Origin of the sequence: Azospirillum agricola (assembly GCF_020005195.1) — a bacterium.
GTDB lineage: Bacteria > Pseudomonadota > Alphaproteobacteria > Azospirillales > Azospirillaceae > Azospirillum > Azospirillum agricola.
Map to the genome: position 1 here is coordinate 1 of NZ_JAIFZR010000006.1, position 15377 is coordinate 15377.

A 15377-nucleotide genomic window follows, 5' to 3' on the forward strand; every position below is an offset into this window, starting at 1 on the left:
GTGGCGAAGGTGTTGTCGACCATCACCAGGGCGCCGGCCGCGTGAGCCTGAGCGCTCACCGCCGCGATGTCGATCACCCGCAGGTTCGGGTTGGCCGGCGTTTCGAAATGGACCAGCGCCGGGCGGAGCGCCAGGGCGCGGGCGAGGTCGTTGGGGTCGGTGAAGTCCGCCACCTCGACCCGGATGCCGAAGCGGGTCAGCCCGCGGGTGAACAGCGCATAGCTGTTGCCGTAAAGCGTGTGGTCGATGACCACCAGATCGCCCGCCGACAACAGCGTCCATAAGGTGGCGGAGATCGCCGCCATGCCGGATGCGACCGCCAGCCCGGCCTCCGCTCCCTCAAGGTCGGCGATGCGGGCCTCCAGCACCGACTGTGTCGGGTTCTTCGTCCGGCCATAGATGTAGCCTTCCTTTTCGCCGCGGAACAGCGCCGCCCCGTCCTCCGCCGTTTCGAAGGCGTAGGTGGAGGTCATGAAGACCGGCGGGGTCAGGGCACCCTGTTCGCTCGCCGGGTCGTAGCCGAGATGGATGGCGCGCGTGGACAGTCCGCTCCAACGGCCGCGGTTCGACGTGTGATCGGTCATCGATGGAAATCCGAAGGCTGTGCAGTTTCATTCGTGAAACTCTGCTAAAGAATACTTACACAATAGGAAAATGAGATCAATTGTGGAATTGTCTGTTTTATATCGATAAATAGCAAACAAAAATTGTGTATTATAAGGTCCACCAGCACGCGCGCCTCGGTGTTCGGACCAATGTCGCGGCTGGCTGCCGAAAGTGGTGCGATCAATCTCTGGCAGGGCTTCCCTGAAGGCATAGAGGCGGCCTGTGACCGCTCGTCCGCCTTTCCTGCCATGAGGCAAGGCTTAGCCGGACCCATTCGCTTACGAGATATTTAACCATTTTAATCATGTTAAACATACTATTATATGTCTATTAAACTAGTTGACAATACAACCCTGGGGTCATAAAACTTTCATAAATCCGTAAAATTTGGAGGCGTTCGTGAGCGCTATAGGCATCATTGCGACTGTAGGTCCCGTCTCCGCCAATGCCGAGACGCTGGAGGCGCTGAAAGCCGCTGGGATGACGGTTGCACGCTTGAACGGATCGCACGGCGATCTCGCATGGCATCGGGACACCATCCGGCTGCTCCGCGAGGTTCTGCCTGACGTTCCGATCCTTCTCGACATCCCTGGCCGGAAAATCCGAACGACCCAGCTCGCCCACGAGCCGAGCTTCAAGGCAGGGGACATCCTGGTCCTGACCACCGACACCGACCATGACGGCAGGGCAAAAGTGCCCGTGAATTTCGACGGCCTGCACCGGCAGCTCCGCTCCGGTGTCCGGCTTTATGCGGACGACGGGACCTTGTCCTTCACCGTCGACAGCGTCCAGGGACGCGACATCCATGTGCGCGCCCTGGGTGACGGGAAACTGCGGAGCCGCAAGGGCATCAATGTCCCCGACGTGGTGTTGGGCCGGGAACTGGTGACCGACAACGACCGCAGGATGATTGGCTTCGCCAAGGAGAACGGCGTCGACTATATCGGCATCAGCTTCGTTGAAAGCGCCGAGCATGTCGGGGCGATCCGCGAGTTGATCGGCGGTTTCCTGCCACGGATCGTCGCCAAGGTGGAGAACCAGGGAGGTCTCGATCATGTCGAGGATGTCGCCCGCGCTGCGGACGTCATCATGATCGACCGGGGCGACCTGTCGGTGGAAACCGATGTCGACAAGGTTTCCATCTTCCAGAAGAAGATCATTTCCGTTAGCCGCTCTTTCGGAAAGCCGGTGATCGTTGCGACGGAACTGCTCCACACGATGATCGACAACCCCTATCCGACCAAAGCGGAGATCGCAGACATCACCAACGCCGTGATCGACGGCGCCAGCCTCCTGATGCTGTCCGGCGAAACGGCAATCGGGCGCTATCCGGTGGAGGCCGTGTCGCGTCTAAAAAGCATCTCCGAAGTCGCGCGCGGCCATATCCTGTCCGAGCGGCTGACGGCCAAAGCCGGCGCCGAAACCGGAAACGAAATCGGCCGGGCCGTACGGGCACTGACCAGGACGCTTCCCGTCGACAAGATCGTCGTGCTGTCCCGCAGCGGCTATGCCGCCGGCCTGGTCGCCGCGGCCTCGATCGAGCAGCCCGTCGTCGCCGTCCACTCCGATGTCGCCATCGCCCGCACGCTGAACCTCGTTCCCGGGGTCCGGGGCGTGCATGTTCCGGATCTGGCTTGGCGGGAACTGGACGCGGCACCCGACCTGCTTCGCGAGCTGTCCGACCGGCAAATCCTCGATCCCGACGACGTGGTGCTGATCGTGGGCGCGAACACCGGCGATGATCGGCAGTTTCTCAACAGCTTCCAGACATTCCGGCTGGGCGGCCTGGACCGGACCTCGCCGGCCGGCAACGGGCGGACGATCGCAGCGGCTTGAAAAGCCGGCCGTTACGCGAATCTCGACAAGCCGGAGGCATCGTATGGATCAGGCTCTTTTGATCGCGTCCGTCATCAGCGTTTTCGCACTCGTTCAATCGGTCTTCGGCATGGGGCTTCTGGTGTTCGGAACCCCGACTCTGCTCGTGCTCGGGCTTCCCTTCTCGGATGCGCTCGGCTGGCTCCTCCCCGCATCCGTCGCCATTTCCGTCATTCAGGTCTCCGGCGACGCAAAGCATGCACAAGCCGTCTGGAAGGGTGGCAAGCCGCTTCTGTGTATTGTCCCCCTCGCGGCGAGCCTGGGGATCGTCCTGCTGTTCGATTTCCACACGAAGATCGACCTCGCGATCGGTCTCGTCATGATCGCCGCGTCGGCCATACGCGTGAATACCGCTCTGCAACAGCGCATCGGGCGCATGATCGACCGGGCGGAACGGACCTATCTGGTCGCAATGGGCATCTTGCATGGCTTCACCAACATGGGCGGCGCCCTTCTGTCGGTTTATGCGGCATCGATCAACGGGACCAAGCACGCCGTAAGGGCAACCGTTTCCGTGTATTACCTTTTCTTCGGGATGGTGCAGATCGCCATGCTCGCGGTCCTGCGGCCCGAAGCGCTCGGCTACCACAGCCTGGCGGCGGCGGCCACCGCGGCCTTCGTTTACGCCGTCGCCGGCCGGCTGGTCTTCCATCGTGCTTCCGCTGTCGCCTATGAGCGCGCCGTCACCGGGTTCATTGCCGTCTACGGCGTTGCCGTGCTCGCAAAGGCCAGCCTGTAGCCGGCCGGAAAGTCATGAAATGTTGGAAATCGTAACCGCGCTCGTGCCCATCTTCGTCCTGATCGTCATGGGATTTGCCCTGCGTCACCGCGGGTTGGTTGCCGACGAATTCTGGCTTCCCTGTGAGAAGCTGAATTACTTCTGTCTCTTCCCGGCGTTGATGTTCAGCCAGATCGCGACGGCGTCGTTCGGTGGACTGTCGTTGCGCCCGATGGCGGTGACGCTGTTGGGCGCCGTCCTCGTCGGAGGTTCCATCCTTTATGCATGGCGTCTGTTCCATCCGCAACCCGGCCCGGTCTTCTCGTCCGTCCTTCAGGGCGCGCTGCGGCCGAACACCTATGTCGGAGTTGCCGCGGCCACCGCGCTCTATGGACAATCCGGACTCACCGTGACCGCCGTCGCGATCGCAATCATGATTCCGCTTCTGAATGTCGGATCGATCGTCGTGCTGGCGATCCATGGAAAGGATGGTCCGGTCGACAAGGGCCGTCTGGCCAAAACGATCCTGACCAACCCGGTCATCCTGTCGGTGCTGGCCGGGGCGCTGGTGAACGGATCGGGGCTGCCGGTCCCGAAAGCCATGGCCTCGGTCCTGACCATCCTTGGCGGCGCCTCGCTTCCCCTCGGCCTCCTCGCGGTGGGAGCCGGTCTCGACATGACGGCCGCTCGCGTTTCTCGTGGACCGGTGATGCAGTCGAGCGTCGTCAAGCTCGCCCTGGTGCCGCTCGCCACCTACGCCATCGGAAGCATGCTCGGCCTGCGTGGTGTCACATTGAGCGCAGTGGTCCTGTTCAATGCCTTGCCCTGCACCCCATCGACCTACATCATGGCCCGCATCCTCGGTGGGGATCACCGCGTCGCCGCTGGCATCATCAGCATCCAGACGGCGCTTGCGGCAGTTTCCATACCGGCCCTGCTGGTTGCCCTGACGTGGCCGCAGGCATGAAGCCGACGATGACGCTTGCCGTGGTTTCGGACATACACGGCAATCTGCCGGCGCTCGACGCCGTGATCGACGACATCGCTTCTTCAGGTGCCGATCTCGTCGTCAATCTCGGAGACTGTCTGTCCGGTCCGCTGTGGCCGAGCGAAACCGCCGACTTGCTGATGGCGCTCGGCTGGCCGACCCTCGCGGGAAACCATGAGCGACAGATGCTGACGGCGGGGACCGGCGACCCCGCCACCTCCGACGGCTTCGCTCTGTCCCGGCTCCGCCCGGATCAGAAGGCATGGCTGGCCGGATTGCCCGGCCATATCGCTCTCGCACCGGATCTTCTGCTGTGCCACGGGACGCCCGACAGCGATACGGCGTATTGGCTTCACCGTGGCCGGCCCGGAGCGATGCGAAAGGCGACGGTCGAGGAAGTCGCCGCATTCGCGACAAGTCATCGGCTCGCGCTGTGCGGGCACACCCATGTTCCCCGCACGGTCACGCTGCAGAATGGCAGGATCGTCGCCAATCCCGGCAGCATCGGCTTGCCCGCCTATGACGATGACGGAAACGATCCGGATATCGCCGAAGCCGGCGGCCCAAGAGCGCGTTACCTGATTGCGCATCGCCACGCCCAAGGCTCGTGGAGCATCGAGTCCAGAAGCGTGCCCTACGACTTTGAACGGGCTGCCCGGCAGGCTGAACGCAATGGGCGGCTGAGTTGGGCATATGTTCTGAGAACCGGACGCATATGGACGGCCTGAACGCAACGTCGGCCTATCCGGTCGCTGAACCCGCCGTCACCGCCGTGCCGGCACGACTCATGGGCGGTTGACAAAGCGCGGCGGCTGGAAGGCGCGGATCGGCGGCAGCGGGCCGGTGAAGCGCTCGACCTCCACCAGGGCGCTCTGGGCCGAACAGCCCTGGGCGAGATCCGAGGTGCCGGTGTCGGGCGTCACCATGTTGGGATTGCCGTGGGCGTCGAGGCTGCCGTCGGTGTCGGGATCCACCGGATCGTACCAGGCGCCGGTGGCGATCTGCAGCACGCCGGGCCGGATGCCGTCGGTCAGCACCGCACCGGCCAGGAAGGCGCCGCGCCGGTTGAACACCCGCACCACGTCGCCGTCGCCGATGCCGCGCGCCGCCGCGTCGCCCGGATGGATGCAGATCGGCTCCCGTCCGGCGATCTTGCTCTCCCGGCTGACCGCGCCATGGTCGTACTGGCTGTGCAGGCGGGTCGCCGGCTGGCAGGACAGCAGATGCAGCGGGCCGTCTTCGCCGGCCAGCCCCGGATGTTCCGCCGGGTCGCGCCACACCGGATGGCCGGGGCAGTCGGGCAGGCCGAAACCGGCGATGGTGGCGGAGCCGATCTCGATCCGGCCCGACGGGGTGGGCAGCGGCGATCCGTCGGGGTCGGCGCGGAAGGCTTGCAGAAGGACCTTCTCCGGCTCGACCAGGGGAATTTCGGCCAGCCCGGCCGCCAGGAAGCTGCGGAAGTCCGGCAGCGGCACCGGGGCGTTGAACCGGCATTCCTCATAGAGCCGTTCCAGCCACTCCTCGGTGGTCAGCCCGCCGGTGAAGTCGCGCTCCACCCCCAGCCGGCGGGCGAGCCCGGCGAGGATGGCGTGGTCGTCGCGCGCCTCGCCGACAGGATCGAGGGCGCGGGCCATCCACACCAGAAAGCGGTCGCCGGTGGCGCCGCCGATGTCGTCGCGCTCCAGCGCGGTGGTCGCCGGCAGCACGATGTCGGCGAATTTCGCCTGGGCGGTCCAGAAGGGATCCTGGACGATGATCGTCTCCGGCCGCCGCCATGCCCGGACCAGCCGGTTGATGTCCTGATGGTGGTGGAAGGCGTTGCCGCCGGCCCAATGGACCAGCCGGATGTCGGGATAGCGCCGTGTCTGCCCGTTGTAGCGGTAGGAGGCGCCGGGGGTCAGCAGCATGTCGGCGATGCGGGCCACCGGGATGGCGGTGTCCACCGGGTTGCGTCCCTGCGGCAGGCGCGGCCCGATCACCCGGCGCCGGCCCGACCCCATGGTGTTCATCACCGAATAGCCGACGCCCAGCCCGCCGCCGGGCGTGCCGATCTGGCCCAGCATCGCCGCCAGCGTCACCCCCATCCAGAAGGGCTGTTCGCCATGCACCGCCCGTTGCAGCGACCAGGCGAGATTCATCATGGTCCGGCTGCCGGCCATGCGGCGGGCGAGCGTCGCGATGGTTTCAGCCGGCACGCCGGCGATGGCGGCGGCCCAGCCGGCATCCTTGGCGACGCCATCGGCCTCGCCGGTTAGATAGCGGTGGAAATCGTCATAGCCGACGGTGCAGCGGGCGAGGAAATCGCCGTCCGCCAGCCCGTCCGCCACCAGTGTGTGGGCGAGGCCGAGCATGAAGGCGGTGTCGGTGCCGGGCCGGATGGCGATCCATTCCGCCCCCGGCACGTCGTCGAGGTCGTGGCGGACCGGGCCGACATTGACGAAGCGCACGCCGGCCGCCGCCAGCCGGCCCAACGCCGGCTTGACCAGATGGTCGCTGGCCCCGCCCGATCCGACCTGCGCGTTGCGGGCCGGCAGGCCGCCGAAGGCGACGAACAGCTCGCAATGTTTTTCCAGGCTGCTCCAGGCGGTGTGGGACAGCATCAGGTCGTCCATCGACGCCAGGATGCGCGGCATCAGAACCCGCCCGGCGCCTAAGCTGTAGGTGTCGGTATGCGCCGTGTAGCCGCCGATGCAGTTGAGGAAGCGGTGCAACTGGCTCTGGGCATGGTGGAAGCGGCCGGCGCTGGCCCAGCCATAGGAGCCGCCGAAGATGGCGGCATTGCCATGGTCGCGCCGCACCCGGTCCAACTCGCGCGCGGCGAGGTCGAGCGCCTCGTCCCACGACAGCTCGACGAACGGCTCGCGTCCGCGCCCGTCGCGCGATGCGGGGCCGTGGCGCAGGAAGCCTTCGCGCACCGCCGGGCAGCGGATGCGGGCGGGGGCGTCGATCCCGTCCACCACCGACCGGCCGATGGCCGACGGCGCCGCGTCCCACGGGGCGGGGTCCAGCGCGGTCAGCCTGCCGTCCGCCACCCGCGGCCGGTAGACGCCCCAATGCGTCGCGGTGAAGCCGTGCCCGCCGCTCATCACAGCGCCGCCAGATGGTCGGCGACCCTGACCGGCTCCGGCAGGATGCGGCGGGCGACCAGCCAGTCGGCCGCCTTTTGGAGATCGCCGACGAAGGCGGCGTCGCTGACCGGATAGAGCCGGTACTGCCGTTTCAGTGCGATGTAGCCGTCACGGATCTCGTCGCGATAACCGGCCTTGGCCTGGACGATGGTTTCCGCCTCCACCGTGTTGGCCGAGGCCCAGGCCGCTTCGGCGGTGAAGGCCGCGTTCAGGGCGCGTATCAGGGCCGGATTCTCCTGCGCGAAGCGGCGGCGGGTCAGGTAGCTGGTGAAATCGATCTGGAAATCGAGGTCGCGCTCCTCCTGGAAGATGTCGTGCGCCTTGTACTCCAAGCGGGCGATGTCGACGCCGGGGCTCCACATCGACCACGCGTCCACCTTGCCCGATGCCAGCGCCGGGGCGGCGTCGGGCGGGTTGAGATAGACGACATTGACCTTCGAGCGGTCGACGCCATGCTTCTCCAGCGCCGCCACCAGCAGGAACTCGCCCAGGCCGGAGCGGTTGACCGCGACCGACTTGCCGACCAGATCGGTGACCTTGTCGATGCCCGAGCCGTCCTTGGCGATGATCGCGGTGGTGCGCGGGGTGTAGTTCAGGAACAGGCTGAAGACCAGCGGCGAGCCGGCGATGATGGCGGCCAGCGCCGGGGTGGTGCTGCCGCCGAAGCTGAAATCGGCGGTGCCGCCGGTCACCGCCTGCAAGGTCGGCGCATGGTTGGGGAAGGGGCCGAGCCACTCGACCTTGATGCCGTCCTTCGCCAGGATCTTCTCCAGCTCTCCCCGCTCCTTGGCGATGAAGGCCAGGCCGGAGAAGCCCCAGGTCAGGCGGATGGTGTCTGTGTTGCGGCCCTCGCCGGTCTGGGTGGCGGCATGGGCAGCCGAGAGGGAACCCGCCAGCAGATCGAAGCCCGCGGCGAGGCCGGCGGCCCCGGCGCCGATCAGCGAGCGGGCGAGGAAGGCACGGCGGGTGGTGGTGCCGGGGCGGAACGGGTCGGTCATCGGAGAAGGCTCGTTCGGTCGGAAGAAGGGGCGGTCGGGAAGGAGGTCGGCGGCCGGTTGGGCAGCGCCGGTCAGGCGGCGGCGGTTCCCTGCACGCCCAGCTCGGCCAGCAGCAGGGCGCGGAAGCGCTGGGGATCGGCGGCGGTCTCCGGCAGATGCTCGGCGGCGATGGCGCCGTCCCGCATAACCAGGATGCGGTCGGCCAGCCGGATCGCCTCCTCCACGTCGTGGGTGACCAGCAGGACGCCCGGCCGGTGACGGGCCACCAGCTCCTTGACCAGCCCGTGCATGCGGATGCGGGTCAGCGCGTCGAGTGCCGCGAAGGGCTCGTCGAGCAGCAGAAGCTCCGGCTCCTGCACCAGAGCCCTCGCCAGCGCCACGCGCTGGGCCTGACCGCCGGACAGTGTGCGCGGCCAATCGTCCAGCCGGTTGCCCAAGCCCACCTCGGCCAGCGCCGCCGCCGCGGCCTTCCGCGCGCCGCGCTCCGGCAGTCCGAGCGAGACGTTGCGCCACAGGCTGTCCCAGGGCAGCAAACGCGGTTCCTGGAACACCACCGCCGGCTTACCGGGGGCGTCGATGCGGCCGCCCTGGATCGGGTCCAGCCCGGCCAGCGCCCGCAGCAGCGTGGTCTTGCCGCAGCCGCTCTCGCCCAGCAGGGCGACGAATTCGCCGCGGGCGATGCGCAGGTCCAGCGCGTCGATCACCACGCGGCGGCCATAGGCGCGGCGCAGCCCGGTGACGGTGACGGCGGGTTCGGCGTTCGCGACGTGTAGGGCGCTCATTTGAGGGCCGCTCATCGGGCTGCTCCATAATTCGGATGCCAAGCCAGCAGGCGGCGCTCCAGCAGCCGGGCCAAGCTGTCGGCCAGCACGCCGATCAGGGCGTAGATGACGATGGTCAGCACGATCACGTCGGTGCGCAGGAACTCGCGCGCGTCCATGGCGAGGAAGCCCAGCCCGGCCTGCGCGCCGATGGTCTCCGCCACCACCAGCGCCAGCCATGCCGTCGCCAGCGCATAGCGGACGCCGGTGAGGATGGAGGGCAGGGCGCCCGGCAGGACGATCCGGCGGATCAGCAGTGCGGTGGACAGGCCGCGCACCCGGCCGAGTTCAAGCAGCTTGGGATCGACCTGCCGGATGCCAAGCGTGGTGTTGATGTAGACCGGGAAGGCGACGCCCAGCGAAACCAGGAAGATCTTCTGCCCCTCGCCGACGCCGAACCACACGATCACCAGCGGCAGCAGCGCCAGGAAGGGGATGGCGCGGATCATCTGCACGCTGCGGTCGACCAGCGCCTCGGCCAGCCGGGAGAAGCCGACCAGCGTGCCGAGCGCGAAGCCGATGCCGCCGCCGATGGCGAAGCCGGCCGCCGCCCGCAGCAGGCTGGTGCCGAGGTCGCGCAGCAGCGTGCCGTGCAGCGCCAGCTTCCAGGCGGTCGCCACCACCTTGCTGGGCGCCGGCAGCACCTGCGGCTCGATCCAGCCGTTGCGGGCCAGCCCCTCCCAAACCGCCAGCAACAGAAGCGGCGCGATCCAGGACAGGGCGACATGTGCCCTCGTGCCGATGCGGTGCTGTGGATCGGAGATCGGGCGGCGCACCCGTTTCGCTACGGCCGGTGCTTGCGGCGTGGCGGCGCGGCGGACGCCGAAACTGCTGTCGAGGCTGCTCATGCGGGATCTCCACGGCTGGGCAGGACGGCTTGTCGAGGGGCGGGAGGCGGAGTGGTGCCGCTCGCGGCGGCGGATGGCACGGCCGATGACGGCATGGCCGGGCGGAAAGGCGGCGCGCCGGACAGGCTGGGCAATGAACCGATCCCAGCCTGATTTAATCTACTAATTCAGTCAACAAATAAAATATATAAGACAAAATATAACTGTATAAATGCGTCGCCCTCGGCGGCAGCGTCACGCATAGCGTGACGCCGGCCGGTCCAGCCCGAGATGGTCGCGCAGCGTGGTCCCGCCGTACTCGCGCCGGAACAGGCCGCGCCGCTGCAATTCGGGCACCACCCGCGTCAGGAAGCCGTCGACGCCGCCTGGCAGATAGGGTGGCATCAGGACGAAGCCGTCGGCCGCCTGTTCCGTGACCCACTGTTCCAAAATGTCGGCGACCGTCTTCGGCGATCCGGCGGCGACGGCGAAGGACAGGCTTTCGACATAGGCGGCGCCGACCTCGGCGACGGTGGCGCCGCGCTCCAGCGCGTCGGCGATCACCCGCTGGAAGCGTCCGCGGCTGCCGGTGATGACGTCGCGCAGATCGGGGAAGGGGCCGTCCAGCGGATGGCGCGACAGGTCGTAGTTCATGCTGCCGGACATGAAGGTCAGGCCGGCCACCGGGTCGATCAGGTCGCGCAGCTCGGCGCGGATGTCCTCGGCCTCGGCATCGCTGCGCCCGACGATGGGCATGATGCCGGGCAGAACCTTGACACTGCCGGGCGGGCGCCCGTTGGCGGCGACCTGGGCCTTGAAGGCGGCATAGGCCCGCTTGGCGCCGTCCAGATCGGGCTGCACGGTGAAGACCAGATCGGCCTGACGGGTAGCGATGTCCTGGAAGGTGCCGGACACGCCAGCCTGGATGACGACGGGATGGCCCTGCGGCGGCCGTTCGACGTTCAGCGGCCCGCGGACGCGGAAATGGCGGCCCTCATGGTCGATGTAATGGACGCGGCGGTCGTCGGCGAAGCGGCCGGACTCCTTGTCCGGGCGGATCGCGTCCTCCTCCCAGCTGTCCCACAGCTTGCGCACCACGTCGATGAACTCGTCGGCCCGCTCATAGCGGCTGGCATGGTCGAGATGGGCGGCGCGCCCGAAGTTGCGGGCCTCGCTGTCGCTGACCGAGGTGACGGCGTTCCACGCCGCCCGTCCGCCGCTGAGATGGTCGATGGTCGCGACCATGCGGGCGACGTGATAGGGCTCGGCATAGCTGGTGGACACAGTGGCGCCCAGGCCGATCCGGCTGGTGGCGCCGGCCAGCGCTGCGATCAGCGTCAGCGGCTCGGGCCGCGCGTTGGGACGGCGGGCGACGGTGGCCGCCACCCCGCCGCCATAGAGGTCGTCGAGGCCGAGCTTGTCGGCGACGAACAGCATGTCGAGCTTGGCGGCTTCGGCCTTCTGCGCCAGCTCGCGGTAGAAACCGAGGTCGAACGGGCGCGCGGCGCCGGCGTCGGGGTGACGCCAGCCGCCGGCGTGCATCCCGGCCTCGGTGCAGAACAGAGCCAGATGCATCGTGGTCTCAATCGGTCTGAAAGGGAAAGCGGTCGGAAAAGGAGCGGTGAGGCGGCCCGGTTCAGCCGGCGCGGGCCGATTGCGCCAGCAGGTCCGCGTCGAGGGCGAAGCTGCGGTCGGCATGGGCCGCCGCGGTGAAGGGCTTCTGGATCACGCCGATGCCGGTGTAGAAGTCGGCGGTGGTCTGCAGGTCGGCGACGATGCCGTCATCCACCGCCACCGGGCGGAAACGCTCCAGGGTGAAGGCGGCGACGGCGATCTCCGGCGTCACCTTCACCAGCTCGCCCCAGATGCGGGCATACTGCTCGACATTGCCGAGCGCCCAGATGCGGGCGGCGGCGACGCGGGCGACATAGTCCTGCAACAGCGCGCGCTTCTGCGCGATGGCGACGTCGGTGGCGCTGATGAAGGCGTTGTTGTTCAGCAGGCCGCGGCCATCGACCAGAACCCTGCCGGTGCCGGCCACCACCTCCTGCGCGATGTACAGCGTCCAGATCGCCCAGGCATCCACCGTGCCGCTGGAAAAGGCCGATTTCGCTTCGGTCGGTTGCAGGAAGGCCAGCGTGACGTCGCTCACCGACAGGCCGTTCGCCTTCAGCGCGGCGACCACCAGATAATGGCCGATGGAGCCGCGCACCGCGGTGATCGTCCGCCCCTTCAGGTCGGCCACGGTGCGGATCGGCGAGTCCTTGCGCACCAGCAGGCCGATGCAGCCGGGATCGGAGCGGGCGGCGGAAATGATCCTGGCCGGCAGCCCGTTGGACAGGGCGAAGGCATGGGCGGCGTCGCCGGCGAAGCCCGCATCGATGGCGCCGGCGTTCAGCGCCTCCAGCACCGGCGCCGCGGCCGGGAAATCGGCAAATTCCAGCGTGTAGGGGATGTCCTTCAACTGGCCGGATGCTTCCAGCAGCGAGCGGATGGTGGACCGCTGGTCACCGACCTTGAGGATGCCGCCGGCGGCACCGGTGGCCGTGGTGGCGGCGAAGGCCGGGCGGGACAGCAGCGGCGCCGCCAGGGCGGGGGCCAGCAGTCCGGCGGCGGCGGCTTTGCCGGCTCCGCTCAACAGGCGGCGGCGCGACAGGGTGGGCGGACGGTGCTCGGTCATTTTTGCAAATCCAGTTCGGGGAAAGCGGCGGCGGAGTCAGGACAGGGCCCGGGCACGGGCGAAAATCTGGTCCATCCGCCAATGTTCGTTGGCATAGCGCGGGTCGCCGGCCCATTCGTCCCAGCCGGAGTCGCGGCGGTAACGGCCGCGCTGGCCGGAGCGTTCGACCTCTTCGGCGCTGACCGTGGCCGGCGTCTCGCAGTCGGGATCGACATAGAGCGCGTCGGGCTGGCAGTAGAGTTCGCACAGGAAGCAGGTCTGGCAGTCCTGCTGCCGGGCGATCACCGGCGGTCCGCCGCGGACGGCGTCGAAGACGTTGGTGGGGCAGACGCGGACGCAGACCTGGCATCCGGTGCAGCGTTCGGCGATGACGAGGCTGATCATGCGGCACCTGCCTGGGTGGGGACGGGGTGGTCGAGAGGCTGGGGGGCGGCGCCCTCGAAGCGGGACCACAGCCGGTCCAGCCCGCCGACGGTCAGGCGCCGGGCCAGAGCCGGGTGGCTGGCCGGGGTATCGACGCGCAGATGCATGCCGCGGCTTTCCGGCCGGACGAGCGCGGCACGGGTGCACCAGCGGGCGACGGCGGTCAGGGCGGCGCTCTCGCGCGCCTGCACCGTTTCCCCCGCCGTGGCCGCCCCTTCGCCGTCCAGATGGTCGCGCAGGTCGCTCCACACCCCCTCCAGCCGCGACAGCGAGCGGGCCAGCGCCGGGCCGCGGCGGAAGATGGTCTTGTCGTAGGGCAGCATCTCGGCCTGGACGGCGGCGGTGACGGCGCGCGGATCGACCGCGCCGGCGTGGCGCGCCGGGCGCAGTCCGGCCTGTCCCAGCGGACGGGCGGGACTGTCGGTGCGCCGGCCGTGGCGGGCCGCCCGCGCCGCGGCGGCGCGCCCGGCGATCACGCCCGACGACAGCGCCCAGGCGGCCAGGATGGCGCCGCCGCCCGACACCGCCCCCGCCACCGGCTCGCGCGTCGCGGCATCGCCGACGACGAACAGCCCGTCGGCGGCGGTGCCGCAGTCGTCGTCGGCCAGCCGGATGCCGCCGGATCCGCGGATGGTGCCCTCCGGCCGCAACAGCACGGGAAAGCGTTGGGTGAAGGGATCGACGCCGCCCCCGCCACCACCAGCGCGGTCGAAGGGCAGCATCATGTTGGGCTGCACCCGGCGCAGCCGCTCGCGGATGTCCGCCGGCATGCGGTGCAGGCTGCACAGCACCGGCCCGTCCAGCATGGCGCGGGCCAGCGTCCGGGTGGTGTCGCCGGGCGGCACGGCGATCTCCCGCCCCTCGCCGTCGTAATAGGTGGCGAAGGCGAAGGACATCGACCGGGTCATGGTCGAATGGGCCGGCGCCACCGTGTGGTAGGTGGAGAACTCCATGCCGGAGAAATCCACCCCGGCCTCCGCCGCCATCAAATGGCCGTCGCCGGTGTTGGTGTGGCTGCCGAGAAGCCGCGATTTGAAGGCGCAGCCGCCGGTCGCCAGGATCACCGCCCCGGCGCGCACCGTCCAGGCCTCGTCCCGCTGGCGGCGCAGGCCGCGTGCGCCGACGATGGTCCCATCGGAGTCGGCCAGCAGTTCCAGCGCCGGACTCTGGTCGAGGATGCGGACGCCGAGCCTGTGGATCTTCCGGCGCATCGCCCGCAGATATTCCGGCCCGCGCAGGCCGCGGTACTGCACCGTTCCGGCCTCGTCGGTGGAGAAGTCGTAGACATCGGCGATGGTCGGCAGGGTGGTCCAGGTGATGTCGAGGATCCGCTCCATCCAGGCCGGGTCGGCGATGCCGCCGGCAATCGCCATGCGCTGGCGGATCGCCTCGGCCCGCGCGTCTGGATCGGGGGGCACCCACCAGTGGCCGGGACCCGAGGTGGCGGCGACTCCGCTGGCGCCGCAATAGCCCTTGTCGGCCAGCACCACCCTGGCCCCGGCCTGTGCCGCCGCCAGCGCCGCCCAGGTTCCCGACAGGCCGCCGCCGATCACCAGCACATCGGCGGCGATGGGCGGCAACTCTGCGATGGGCAACCTTGCGGCCGGCAACCCAGCGGTCGGCGGAGCGGTCGATACCCGGATGTTCGGCATTTCTGTGAAACTCCGCCGCTTCGATGCATCTGTGTGTTGTTTCTTACAATATCGCAGCGGCACCCCGTCAATTTTGGAATGCTCATGATTCCATTGAGTTTTTCCAATGAGTCGGACGCCGCCGGCTCCAACGGGATCAATTTTAGCGATGTATAATTGTATAATATAAACTCAAATCACTATCTTTACAGTAGGAATAAACGGTGATTAAGCTCTGTCCCTACGGTGAATGCGGGGCGCCGCACATGACCCCCAGCGAGGCCCGAACGAGGCCCGAACCAGGAGACACCAGGCATGCCGTTCCGTCCGTTGCACGACCGCGTCGTCGTCCGCCGTGTGGCGCAGGAGGAAAAGTCGAAGGGCGGGATCATCATCCCCGACACCGCCAAGGAGAAGCCGCAGGAGGCCGAGGTGATCGCCGTCGGTCCCGGCGTGCGCGACGACCAGGGCCGCATCCACCCGCTCGACGTGAAAATCGGCGACCGTGTGGTCTTCGGCAAATGGTCGGGCACCGAGATCAAGGTGCAGGGCGAGGATCTGCTGGTCATCAAGGAATCCGACATCGTCGGCGTGGTCGAACCCGCCTGACGCCCGCCCAGGCAGACCTGCCCGTTTCCGCTGGAACCCACCCAAAAAAGACTTCGATAAAAAGGACATCGCC

General features: G+C 68.0%; 14 protein-coding genes. 5 read left to right on the plus strand and 9 right to left on the minus strand.

Going from position 1 to position 15377, the window contains the following annotated elements; all coding sequences use genetic code 11:
• Positions 1-584: PLP-dependent transferase (locus tag JN22_RS28955; protein ID WP_179166284.1), on the minus strand; the 584-nt coding region annotated here is incomplete at its 3' end.
• A gap of 421 nt (positions 585-1005) precedes the next feature.
• Between JN22_RS28955 and pyk the strand changes: the two genes are divergently transcribed.
• From pyk to JN22_RS28975, 4 genes are read left to right on the plus strand one after another with little or no spacing between them, the layout of a single operon-like run.
• Positions 1006-2442 carry a pyruvate kinase gene (gene pyk, locus JN22_RS28960; protein WP_085557591.1) on the plus strand — a complete coding sequence of 479 codons (1437 nt, stop codon included), beginning with the start codon at positions 1006-1008 and terminating at the stop codon, positions 2440-2442.
• 43 nt (positions 2443-2485) lie between these two features.
• Positions 2486-3220 carry a TSUP family transporter gene (locus JN22_RS28965; protein WP_179166285.1) on the plus strand — a complete coding sequence of 245 codons (735 nt, stop codon included), beginning with the start codon at positions 2486-2488 and terminating at the stop codon, positions 3218-3220.
• 19 nt (positions 3221-3239) lie between these two features.
• The gene (locus JN22_RS28970; RefSeq protein WP_085557398.1) at positions 3240-4166 is read left to right on the plus strand and encodes an AEC family transporter; all 927 of its coding nucleotides are present in this window, start codon (positions 3240-3242) and stop codon (positions 4164-4166) included.
• Positions 4163-4915, plus strand: a complete 753-nt coding sequence (locus JN22_RS28975) for a metallophosphoesterase family protein (RefSeq protein WP_223677963.1) — start codon at positions 4163-4165, stop codon at positions 4913-4915. The genes JN22_RS28970 and JN22_RS28975 overlap by 4 nt, the downstream gene beginning before the upstream one ends.
• A 57-nt stretch (positions 4916-4972) precedes the next feature.
• Here JN22_RS28975 and JN22_RS28980 read toward each other — a convergent pair whose 3' ends face one another.
• The 8 genes from JN22_RS28980 to JN22_RS29015 all read right to left on the minus strand — a co-directional run bounded on the left by JN22_RS28980 (position 4973) and on the right by JN22_RS29015 (position 14716).
• Complete coding sequence (locus JN22_RS28980; RefSeq protein ID WP_085557400.1) at positions 4973-7273, minus strand: molybdopterin-dependent oxidoreductase; 2301 nt, start codon at positions 7271-7273, stop codon at positions 4973-4975.
• On the minus strand, positions 7273-8313 hold the full coding sequence (locus tag JN22_RS28985) for an NrtA/SsuA/CpmA family ABC transporter substrate-binding protein (protein WP_085557401.1): 1041 nt from the start codon (positions 8311-8313) through the stop codon (positions 7273-7275). The genes JN22_RS28980 and JN22_RS28985 overlap by 1 nt, the downstream gene beginning before the upstream one ends.
• 71 nt (positions 8314-8384) lie before the next feature.
• Complete coding sequence (locus tag JN22_RS28990) at positions 8385-9110, minus strand: ABC transporter ATP-binding protein (protein WP_085557402.1); 726 nt, start codon at positions 9108-9110, stop codon at positions 8385-8387.
• Positions 9107-9982, minus strand: coding sequence for an ABC transporter permease subunit (locus tag JN22_RS28995; protein ID WP_085557403.1), 876 nt, complete (start codon positions 9980-9982; stop codon positions 9107-9109). The genes JN22_RS28990 and JN22_RS28995 overlap by 4 nt, the downstream gene beginning before the upstream one ends.
• Before the next feature lie 234 nt (positions 9983-10216).
• Complete coding sequence (locus JN22_RS29000; protein WP_085557404.1) at positions 10217-11536, minus strand: LLM class flavin-dependent oxidoreductase; 1320 nt, start codon at positions 11534-11536, stop codon at positions 10217-10219.
• Between the two features lie 61 nt (positions 11537-11597).
• The gene (locus JN22_RS29005) at positions 11598-12641 is read right to left on the minus strand and encodes an ABC transporter substrate-binding protein (protein ID WP_085557405.1); all 1044 of its coding nucleotides are present in this window, start codon (positions 12639-12641) and stop codon (positions 11598-11600) included.
• Between the two features lie 36 nt (positions 12642-12677).
• Positions 12678-13025 carry a 4Fe-4S dicluster domain-containing protein gene (locus JN22_RS29010; RefSeq protein ID WP_085557406.1) on the minus strand — a complete coding sequence of 116 codons (348 nt, stop codon included), beginning with the start codon at positions 13023-13025 and terminating at the stop codon, positions 12678-12680.
• Positions 13022-14716: an FAD-dependent oxidoreductase gene (locus tag JN22_RS29015; RefSeq protein ID WP_143268699.1), complete on the minus strand. Its 1695-nt coding sequence runs from the start codon at positions 14714-14716 to the stop codon at positions 13022-13024. Before JN22_RS29015 ends, JN22_RS29010 begins: the two co-directional genes overlap by 4 nt.
• 294 nt (positions 14717-15010) lie before the next feature.
• Between JN22_RS29015 and JN22_RS29020 the strand changes: the two genes are divergently transcribed.
• Positions 15011-15304 (plus strand): co-chaperone GroES, encoded by a 294-nt coding sequence (locus JN22_RS29020; RefSeq protein WP_085557408.1) that lies wholly within the window; start codon positions 15011-15013, stop codon positions 15302-15304.
• Positions 15305-15377: the final 73 nt, after the last annotated feature.

What these genes read in the sequence shown, in the direction of transcription:
- JN22_RS28965 (WP_179166285.1), top strand. Translation starts at nt 2,486, where the DNA reads ATGGATCAGGCTCTTTTGATCGCGTCCGTCATCAGCGTTTTCGCACTC.
- JN22_RS28970 (WP_085557398.1), top strand. Translation starts at nt 3,240, where the DNA reads ATGTTGGAAATCGTAACCGCGCTCGTGCCCATCTTCGTCCTGATCGTC.
- JN22_RS28975 (WP_223677963.1), top strand. Translation starts at nt 4,163, where the DNA reads ATGAAGCCGACGATGACGCTTGCCGTGGTTTCGGACATACACGGCAAT.
- JN22_RS28980 (WP_085557400.1), bottom strand. Translation starts at nt 7,273, where the DNA reads ATGAGCGGCGGGCACGGCTTCACCGCGACGCATTGGGGCGTCTACCGG.
- JN22_RS28985 (WP_085557401.1), bottom strand. Translation starts at nt 8,313, where the DNA reads ATGACCGACCCGTTCCGCCCCGGCACCACCACCCGCCGTGCCTTCCTC.
- JN22_RS28990 (WP_085557402.1), bottom strand. Translation starts at nt 9,110, where the DNA reads ATGAGCGGCCCTCAAATGAGCGCCCTACACGTCGCGAACGCCGAACCC.
- JN22_RS28995 (WP_085557403.1), bottom strand. Translation starts at nt 9,982, where the DNA reads ATGAGCAGCCTCGACAGCAGTTTCGGCGTCCGCCGCGCCGCCACGCCG.
- JN22_RS29000 (WP_085557404.1), bottom strand. Translation starts at nt 11,536, where the DNA reads ATGCATCTGGCTCTGTTCTGCACCGAGGCCGGGATGCACGCCGGCGGC.
- JN22_RS29005 (WP_085557405.1), bottom strand. Translation starts at nt 12,641, where the DNA reads ATGACCGAGCACCGTCCGCCCACCCTGTCGCGCCGCCGCCTGTTGAGC.
- JN22_RS29010 (WP_085557406.1), bottom strand. Translation starts at nt 13,025, where the DNA reads ATGATCAGCCTCGTCATCGCCGAACGCTGCACCGGATGCCAGGTCTGC.
- JN22_RS29015 (WP_143268699.1), bottom strand. Translation starts at nt 14,716, where the DNA reads ATGCCGAACATCCGGGTATCGACCGCTCCGCCGACCGCTGGGTTGCCG.
- JN22_RS29020 (WP_085557408.1), top strand. Translation starts at nt 15,011, where the DNA reads ATGCCGTTCCGTCCGTTGCACGACCGCGTCGTCGTCCGCCGTGTGGCG.